Origin of the sequence: Candidatus Terasakiella magnetica, assembly GCF_900093605.1 — a bacterium.
GTDB lineage: Bacteria > Pseudomonadota > Alphaproteobacteria > Rhodospirillales > Terasakiellaceae > Terasakiella > Terasakiella magnetica.
In genome coordinates this window covers 1-8897 of record NZ_FLYE01000017.1, presented here as the reverse complement: position 1 = coordinate 8897, position 8897 = coordinate 1, and the positions used below count along the sequence as shown (strand labels likewise).

The following is an 8897-nucleotide window of genomic DNA, read 5'->3' as shown; positions in this document are numbered from 1 at the left end:
GGCTATAGGCAGAAGAACGTGGATTTTAAAAGTGCGTCTGCTCTTTGGACATAAGTGGCAATACTAAATTTAATAAATGACAACTTCTATTGGGCTTTTTGCATAATTCTTTATGAAATTATGAAACGCTTTGGGCTGTAGATGGATTTTTTATTGGATTGTCATATCAATGAAACATATTTGCCCCACAATGGCCTTCATCCAGATCGGCATCAGCTTGACCTACTCTGGGTAGCTCCATCGAAATAAATGACATACCTGTTTTTCCGGCTGGACTGTCAGGTGTTATTTCTTCAAAATCAAATCACCTGCCCTGTTATCTTGGCCTTATAGAATAATCTGATGCAACTACCTAAGTCCGTTCAGGACAATCTTTATTTTCTCCTTGCTGAAACCCAGTCGCAAGTTAATAACCTTCAAGTCCTGCTGGAAACAGCCTCTGCGACAGTTGGTCAACGTATTTCAGACCGTCAGGGTTATACCTATAACCTTAAGATGCGGGTCCATGATGGCTGTATCGATGCACTGCGTTATGGCAAAAAAGGCGATTTGAATATCTTCTCACTGCGTGCAGCAGAGGCCATAGCCTCTGATCTGGAACGTATCACCGACATTTGTCACGACTGTGTGAAAATGATGGCCAATCTATCCAGCAATGATGCTCTGAAAAAACGCGAAAGTGCTGCACTTCTTTCTGAAATTGATCGCGGCATTACCATGATCGAAGAAGCCATCGATCAGGATGATACAAAACTGGTTTTGAAAATTGGTGATATTGAGCGCAAGCTTGATCGTGTTTATGAAACAATGTTCAAAAGCCACGTCAAAGAAATGCGTAAAGCCAAACGCCCGGAAGATACCATGACTTCTTTGTTTATCGCACAGCGTATCGAGGAAATGGGCGATGTCTTATTGAGTATTTCAGAATCAATCATGTCGGCCAAATTAGGCCAGCCCATGCATATTGATCGCTTTCGCTCACTGAAATCAGCCCTTTCTGATCTCGGTCTCATTGATGCAGAGGTCGAAACCATTGCAGAAACAAAATCAGGCAGTGCGATTGCGGGCATTTCAGCAGCCGATGATGAGCAGGACGGTTATATCGCTATTTTCAAAGATGGCAAAAAACACAAATTGAAGGAAGAACGAGAAAGTGTAGAAAGCTGGCATGAGATTTTTCCGGGCTTAGCGCCGCAAATTCTATCTTACAATAAACAAGGTAAAAACGCTTCCTTGCTGATTGAACATTTACCGGGGCAGACATTTGAGCAAGTCCTGATTGAGGGTAATCAAGACAGTTTAGACAAAGCAATCAAAAAACTCGCAAAGACTCTAAAGGCCGTATGGGGTGAAACCCGCAACAAAAAGAAAGTTGCAGCTGAGCATATGGGCCAATTGCAAAAGCGCCTGAAAAACGTGATTGAGGTGCATCCTGAATTTAATCGTGATGACCAAAGGATGGGGACCCTCAAGATCCCTTCTTTGGATCATCTGATTGAGCAAGCAGCAGAGGTGGAGAAACGATTGGAGGCACCATTTTCAGTCTATATCCACGGCGACTTTAATCTGGATAATATTATTTTTGACGAAGATAATAAAAAGATACGATTTATCGATCTGCACCGGTCCTGTTATCAGGATTACACGCAAGATATCTCTGTTTTTATGGTGTCCAATTATCGTTTGCAGGTTCTCGATACTCAGACACGTAAGCGCATCAAACAGAGTGCTCTGTCGCTCTATACCTTTGCCAAGGATTACGCCGACAAAAACAAAGATACGACCTTTGAATTGCGCCTGGCCTTAGGGTTAGCGCGATCCTTTATCACCTCCACCCGTTTCATTCTGGATAAACAGCTGGCAAACGATATGTTTCTGCGTGCTGTTTATATTCTGGAACGGATCAGCAAATGCAAAGCCAAAAAAGATAAAGACTTCCGCCTACCAGTTGAGGAGCTATTTTCATGAGCAAACCCAAAATCGCAGTCATGGGCATTCCCGGTAAATGGTCGAGCGAAGTGCTGGCTGACCGTTTAGAAGCTAAAACAGGTTTTCGCTTGGTGATTGATATGAAAGATGTCAGTGCAGACCTTGAAAGCGGTGAGTTAAGCGCTAATGGGGTTAACCTCTGTGAACTTGACGCAATTGTTGTGAAAAAAATCAGCCAAATATACAGTCCGGCAACGCTTGATCGCATTGAGCTTCTGCGATTGGCAGAAAGTAAAGGCCTGCGCGTTTTTTCAAAACCTGAAACCATCATCAGAATGATTGACAGGCTTGGCTGCACCATGACCCTGTCAAACGGCCAAATCCCCATGCCAAAGACCCGCATTACCGAATGTGCGAAATATGCCCTGCAAACTGTGCAAGATTTTGGCGCTGCCGTGTTCAAGCCCCTTTATTCAACAAAAGCGCAAGGCATGTGTATCATCGAAGCCAACCAGCCCCATGATCGCATCTATGAAAAGATCGAAGAATTTAAAAATGATAACCCGGTCATGTATATCCAGCAAAAACTGGATTTGCCCGGGCGTGATTACGGTATGGTTTTCTTAGGCGGGCGATATCTGGGCACCTATGCCCGTGTTTCCCAAAACGACAGCTGGAACACCACCATCAAAAGCGGTGGTAAATATGCCTTGCACGAACCACCCCAAAGCACCATTGATCTGGCTTCAAAAGCCCAGCAACTTTTCAATATGGATTTCACGACTGTGGATGTGGCTGATACTGAAGACGGCCCCATTGTTTTTGAAGTCTCTGCCTTTGGCGGTTTTAAAGGGGCCTTAGAAGGCATTGGCATTGATGCAGCTGATCTTTATGCCGATTACATCTTAAATGAGGTGGCAAAATGAAGACCGCAAGACAAGCTGCAGAAAGACTGATGGAAGGTCACAATGTGACGGAAGGCGAAGTCCTCCTTGATCTTGAGGGTTATAAAATTTCAGTAAAATCCAATTGTGAAAAACTGTTGGAAAAGCTGGGTGTATATTTTGCTCATACTCTAGGCCACGGTTCGGCAGATTGTCAGGTGGTCGCTTTGGATGGGCCGTCACCCAAAATGGGGATAAACTTCACCGACTGGAAGCGCGAGGCGGGTAAAACCGGGCGTAAAGATGCTTTTTATGATTTAGAAGATGCGCGTTTAATTCATAAGGTTCGCACTGGTATGGTCTTCCTTCAAAGCCAAGACTATCTCATTGCATCTGGTCCCAGTTTGAGTAATGACAACCAGATTATCAATTATATCAACGCCCAATATATGAACCATCTGCAACATAATGAGGCCTTGATTTGCCATGCTGCTGGATTGGTTGCTAATGGAAAAGCCCTTGGCATGGCGGGGTTCTCAGGTGGCGGTAAGTCCACATTGATGCTGCATATTTTAGCACATGATGGGGTAAGCTATTTGACCAATGATCGATTATTTGTTCAGGGAAAAAATGCGCAAGGCATTCCCAAATTGCCCCGGATTAATCCCGGCACCATGCTCCATGATGAAAACCTGATAGCATTGTTACCTGATGAAAGATGTGCGGAACTGAAAAACCTGCCTGCTCATGAGCTTTGGGATCTTGAAGAAAAATATGACGTGTTTGTCGATGATGTTTATGGCGAAGGTAAAATCGTCTCCCAAGCGCCTTTAGATGATTTTTTAATTCTGAACTGGAAACGTGACAGTCTTGAGCCTTGCAAGATTGAACAGGTTGATCTCACACAACACCAAGATTTGTTAGCTGCAATTATGAAATCGCCGGGACCGTTTTATCAATATTCAGATGGAACATTTTTTAATGACGATACTGAACTTGAAAGTGCCCCCTACATATCGGCCCTAAAAGATATTAAAATCTATGAGGCCAGCGGCAAGGTAGACTTTGAGTTTGCCACGTCTTACTGCCTAGAAACTCTCTTGAAGTAATGGATTGATAGTTATGACAAGGGACCTGTTAATTTTACGACACGGTGAAACTAAACTGAACCACCCAAACGGTGATTTCGCACGTGAGCTGAAAAATAAGGGAAAACGGCGTGCACAACGTCTTGGCGTATGGTTGGATGAACATGACTTGAAGCCGGACTTTATTTTAACATCACCTGCAGAACGCGCCCATACAACAGCGCATAAATGCTGTAAATCAGCAGGATTAGGCACCAAAATCATTCAAGAAGAACGCAGCCTTTATAATGCAGCACCAATTGAGGTGATGAGTGAAATTTCTAAAATATCGGATGACGTGCAGCGCTTGATGGTTGTTGGACATAACCCGGGCCTATCCATGCTTGTGGCCAACCTCAGTCAAAAATATGTCCCGATGGACCCAGGCATGTTGGTTCTTTTGCGCTTTGAGGGGAGCTGGCGTGACCTGAGCCATGCAGATTGCATTCAAGTGATTAGTCCTCACAGCTTACCCAAAACCTTTCCCTTTGTTACAGCTGAGGGCAAAACCCAAGAACGTGTTCGCCCTGCCTATTATTATCGTCAGTCTTGTGTCGTGCCTTATCGTATGATGCAAAATGGTGAGCCTGAAATTCTAATTATCTCTTCAAGTGCCCATAAACATTGGGTGGTGCCAAAGGGCATTCATGAGCCCGGCATGAGCGCACGTGAAAGTGCCGCACAAGAAGCCTTGGAAGAGGCTGGCATTAAGGGCAAAGTCCATGATCATGAACTTGGGCGCTATAGTTACGAAAAGTGGCAAGCCACCTGCACTGTGTCTGTTTATCCCATGGAAGTTACAGACGAGCTTTCTAAAGAAGAATGGGAAGAAAGCCATCGTCTGCGTCGCTGGGTATCGCTTCCTTCTGCCCTTGAATTGATCGGCAATGAGAAGTTAGCCGCTGTTGTGGAAAAGTTACACGCTTATTTGGCGGAGAAGCGGGCATGAGCCAACGTATTGCTGTTCTCATTCGTCATGGTGACTATCACCAGCTTGCTGATACGCCCAGCGCATTTCAACCTTTTGCGCTCAATGAAGATGGCTTTAAGCAAGCTCATGGGGCTGTGGCAAAGCTTGAAAAAATGGCACAAGAAGAAAATTGGATATTTGATCCGGAAATTCATTCTTCCAACCTGTTGCGGGCTTGGCAAACCGCAGATGTGATCTGCACTGAAATGCCTGCGTTTTCGTGCGTGCAGGGGTTTGATGATTTGGCAGAACGCGGTGTGGGAAGTGCGGCGAATTTAACAGTCTCTCAAATTGAGGACATTTTAGAACAAGACCCGCGTTTTGAAAGCCCCCCATCAAATTGGAAATCAAATTCTCATTATCGCCTGCCTTTGCAAGGTGCAGAATCCTTGATGGATGCGGGAAAACGTGTGGCTGGTCATATTCAGCAATCCATCAATCAGCTTAAGGTGCCTGAAGGCAAGAACATCGCCAAAGTCTTTGTGGCCCATGGGGCTGCCTTTCGCCATGCTGCACATATATTGGGTGTGTTGGCCTTTGATGACATTGCCAAACTGAGCATGTATCACGCCGACCCCGTCGCCTTGGCCTATGATGATGACAAAGGTTGGTGGCATCTCTGTGGGGACTGGAAACTACGTCAACCTAAAGAAGACTATAAGGATTAAGCCATGAGAACCATAAAAGCAGCGCATCATATACCGCGTTATCATGGCAAGTCATGGTTATCAGTCGGTTTGCCAAGAAAAGTAAAAGACTGGAGCAGCGGCAAGGATAAATCCATTGCAACCGATTGTACGGATGAGAAAAGTCTCAGTCGCACTTTGAAAGATCTGAACGCTAAAAATGCCTGGGTCTGGCCAAAGCGCAAGCATTTCTTTTTTTCAGACTTACATGGTGACCCGGATGCGTTTGCAGCCTCTTTGGTTTCCTCAGGCGGTGTGAAGAAAACCGGGCCGAAGGCTTGTGATTTTATTTTGAGTGAGCAAGGCAAGAAAGCCAACTTCATTATTGGCGGGGATTGTTTTGATAAAGGGCCAAGCAGCCTGAATTTGCTCCGCACCATCCATCATTTAAAAAAACAAGGCGCCCGCGTTCGGGTATTAGCAGGCAATCACGATGTCCGCGTATTGTTTGGCATGGTATCTGTTGGGCGCAAACAGGAAACAACGAATGAGCATTTTTTCATTCGTACCGGACAAAAAATCATTCCGTTACTAAAAGAAGTTTGGGACGAGTATCTGGAGGGCAAAAAAAGCCTGAAAGATGTGCCGAGCAAAAAAAAGTGCCGTGAACTGCTTTATCCACACGCTGAGTGGTTTGAGGAATTCCCAAAGCTTGCGCAAGGGCAGTTGAACTCTCATCAGATCGAGCGAGAACTTAGCCGTATTCATAAAAAAAATGATAGCTTTGAAGCAAAGTGTGAAAAGGCTGGACTAGATTTGCGCAAAGTCTACGCGGCTGTTCAAAAATGGAAAGAATTGTTTTTAGAACCTGAAGGAGAATTCTATTGGTTCTTCAAACAGATGCGTTTGACGTTTAAGGCGGGTTCATTTTTATTCATTCATGCCGGGCTTGATAATGTTGTGGCAAAGCAATTGTCGATCAGCGGTACCCGCGATCTAAACCGGCGTTTTCGTCACGCTTTAAAAGGCGATCCGTATGACTTTTATTACAGTCCCCTTTGTAACACCATTCGCACAAAATACCGAAAAAGCGATCACCCCTTTACCAACGCAGGCGCACGTCATGTGCGTCGCTGTGGCATCAGTGCGCTGATCCATGGCCATCGTAATTTGCATTATGGGCAGCGCATTGCCCTGCGCTCCAATGTGTTGAATTTTGAATGTGACACCACCTTGGACAGCTCCTCTCGTGTGAATGAAAAAGTCCGGGGCCGCGGGGCTGCGGTGACAATCCTTGACCCCAAGGGTTATATTCTCGGGATATCAAGTGATTATCCCCATATCAAAGTCTTCCATCCCCAAAAAACGCTGTCTGCGTTGCAGGCACAAGAGAAACAGAAAAAGGTATCGCGATGAAATCCAATACACGCTTCAGACATGAATCTCTACAGGATCAAAAGTCGATCGTTAGTCTGCTTGAATCCATCTCTTCAGGCTTGGCAAAAGGAAAAATCTCGCTTGAGGATGAAAAAGGCGAGTTAATCATGAGCCCTCAAGGGCTACTTAGGTTCAAAGTTTCCGCAAATAAAGATGACGGCCAGAACAAACTAAATATCCGCATCTCATGGCAGGATGACCCAAACCTGAGTGAAGAAAGAAACTTGAAAATAAGTGATTGAGGAAAGGCCAGATCACATTCAACGCCATGAAGAAAACTTCACTGCGTGATATGTTTACAGGCATGCCTCTTATTGGGCATAGCAAAACATATTAATGAGATATGTTTTAAATCAATGAAACCTGATCATTGAGCACCACAGTCGCCGTACCATCATTACTTTGATAGACAGAATAGCTTTCAGAGGTTGATCCATCCAAAACAAGTGATACATCTGTTGTGGTATCACTCCAAACCCCGTTCGCGGTGAGCGTATCGCCCGCATTACCGTCAATGATCAAAAGGTTATCTGTTACGGCATAATTTGTGCCTGCCATAAAGCCGTTTGCACCTTCATTGATGGCGAGGATATCGCTGATGTCGAATGCCAAAGAATTATTACCTGAGCCTGTCAAGTCAATGGCCTCAAGGTTTATGCAAACCGTATCTACAATAGTGGACAGGTCGAGGCTTTCGCCTGCCGCTTTGAAGGAAAGAATCTCATTGTCAGCACCACCGTTCACCGTGGTGATATCTTCTGCATCATAGATCAGAGTATCGTTGCCAGAACCGCCCGAGAGGATGTCATTGCCCGCATGGGCCCATACGATATTGTTACCATTCCCTGTATAAATGACATCATCACCTGCTCGAGTACCAAAATTGTTACCAGTATCATCGCCTCTCAAAATGTCATTGAAACTGGTTGCATGTATATATTCAATGCCAGTAATGACATCACTGCCCATTTCAGCACTGATGAATTGGGCAACCCCAGCCTTACTTGCATCAACAGAGATCCCCATCGTAGTCCCGGCAATATGATAGGCTAGCTCATCAAAACCATCACCGCCATCATAGATATATTCACCGAGCTGAAAGCTAAATGACAGCTTTAGTCGATATATTTCTTTTCATAGGTCCTCCCCAAACGATCTATCACTCAAATGCGAAGAGACATCTCCCTAAGTTATTCGCATTCCTTTCAATGTCGGACCAGGTTCAAGCCCTCGATCACCTGGTCCGGCATTTTTTATGATAATGTGGGTAACTCAGCGCCTTCTAAAAAAGCGCGCACAGCTTCGACGGTTTCACCGTAAAAGACCTCATAGGTCTCTTTGGTGACATAGCCCACATGGGGGGTGAGGATGCAGTTTGGTGTGGTGCGCAAAGGATGCTCGACGGGCAAAGGCTCAATATCATAAACATCCAGACCTGCGCCTGCGATTTCTTCTGCCCTTAATGCTTTGATCAAAGCGTCCGTATCAATGATTGGTGCGCGCGATGTATTGATCAGATAGGCTGTCTTTTTCATCAGGGATAATTCATCTTTGCCAATAAGATGTTTAATCGCAGGACTGTATTTCATATGTATGGAAATAATATCAGCCTGTTTAAATAGCTCCTCTTTCTCCACCCGTGTTGCGCCTTGTTCATGGGCTTGTTCATCGCTCATGTTTCGGCTCCAGGCAATGACATTCATGCCAAAGGCCTTGCCGATATGGGCAACCTGAGTTCCCATGCGCCCCAATCCGATGATGCCAAGTGTTTTACCGCGCACATCACAGCCCAACCCGGTTTGCCAGCCGCCTTCGCGGATATTTTGAAACTGTGAGGGGATTTGGCGGGTTAAGGATAGGATCAGTCCCCATGTCAGTTCTGCGGTTGCATGGCCGGGCGAACGTGTGCCACAAACCGTGACCT

The 8897-nt window shown here is 45.3% G+C and carries 9 protein-coding genes; 7 read left to right on the top strand and 2 right to left on the bottom strand.

All coding sequences use genetic code 11. The annotated features are described in order from the left end of the window. Positions 1–342 precede the first annotated feature (342 nt). Genes MTBPR1_RS09000 through MTBPR1_RS08970 form a run of 7 tightly spaced genes read left to right on the top strand, consistent with a single transcriptional unit; the run spans position 343 to position 7215 of the window. Positions 343–1968 carry a phosphotransferase gene (locus MTBPR1_RS09000; RefSeq protein WP_069188696.1) on the top strand — a complete coding sequence of 542 codons (1626 nt, stop codon included), beginning with the start codon at positions 343–345 and terminating at the stop codon, positions 1966–1968. Further along, positions 1965–2855, top strand: coding sequence for a GAK system ATP-grasp enzyme (locus MTBPR1_RS08995; protein WP_069188695.1), 891 nt, complete (start codon positions 1965–1967; stop codon positions 2853–2855). The genes MTBPR1_RS09000 and MTBPR1_RS08995 overlap by 4 nt, the downstream gene beginning before the upstream one ends. After that, positions 2852–3922, top strand: coding sequence for an HprK-related kinase B (locus MTBPR1_RS08990; RefSeq protein WP_069188694.1), 1071 nt, complete (start codon positions 2852–2854; stop codon positions 3920–3922). The genes MTBPR1_RS08995 and MTBPR1_RS08990 overlap by 4 nt, the downstream gene beginning before the upstream one ends. Before the next feature lie 13 nt (positions 3923–3935). Then, positions 3936–4889, top strand: coding sequence for a histidine phosphatase family protein (locus MTBPR1_RS17835; RefSeq protein ID WP_083222995.1), 954 nt, complete (start codon positions 3936–3938; stop codon positions 4887–4889). Beyond that, positions 4886–5578 (top strand): histidine phosphatase family protein, encoded by a 693-nt coding sequence (locus tag MTBPR1_RS08980; RefSeq protein WP_069188693.1) that lies wholly within the window; start codon positions 4886–4888, stop codon positions 5576–5578. The genes MTBPR1_RS17835 and MTBPR1_RS08980 overlap by 4 nt, the downstream gene beginning before the upstream one ends. A 3-nt stretch (positions 5579–5581) precedes the next feature. Further along, positions 5582–6952, top strand: coding sequence for a metallophosphoesterase family protein (locus tag MTBPR1_RS08975; RefSeq protein ID WP_069188692.1), 1371 nt, complete (start codon positions 5582–5584; stop codon positions 6950–6952). Next, positions 6949–7215 carry an amphi-Trp domain-containing protein gene (locus MTBPR1_RS08970; protein ID WP_069188691.1) on the top strand — a complete coding sequence of 89 codons (267 nt, stop codon included), beginning with the start codon at positions 6949–6951 and terminating at the stop codon, positions 7213–7215. The genes MTBPR1_RS08975 and MTBPR1_RS08970 overlap by 4 nt, the downstream gene beginning before the upstream one ends. A 106-nt stretch (positions 7216–7321) precedes the next feature. On the opposite strand, the gene MTBPR1_RS08965 is transcribed toward MTBPR1_RS08970, so the two are convergent. Both MTBPR1_RS08965 and MTBPR1_RS08960 read right to left on the bottom strand, forming a co-directional pair. Then, positions 7322–7999: a calcium-binding protein gene (locus MTBPR1_RS08965; RefSeq protein WP_069188690.1), complete on the bottom strand. Its 678-nt coding sequence runs from the start codon at positions 7997–7999 to the stop codon at positions 7322–7324. Between the two features lie 227 nt (positions 8000–8226). Beyond that, on the bottom strand, positions 8227–8897 hold a 671-nt coding region (locus MTBPR1_RS08960; protein ID WP_069188689.1), incomplete at its 5' end, for a D-2-hydroxyacid dehydrogenase family protein.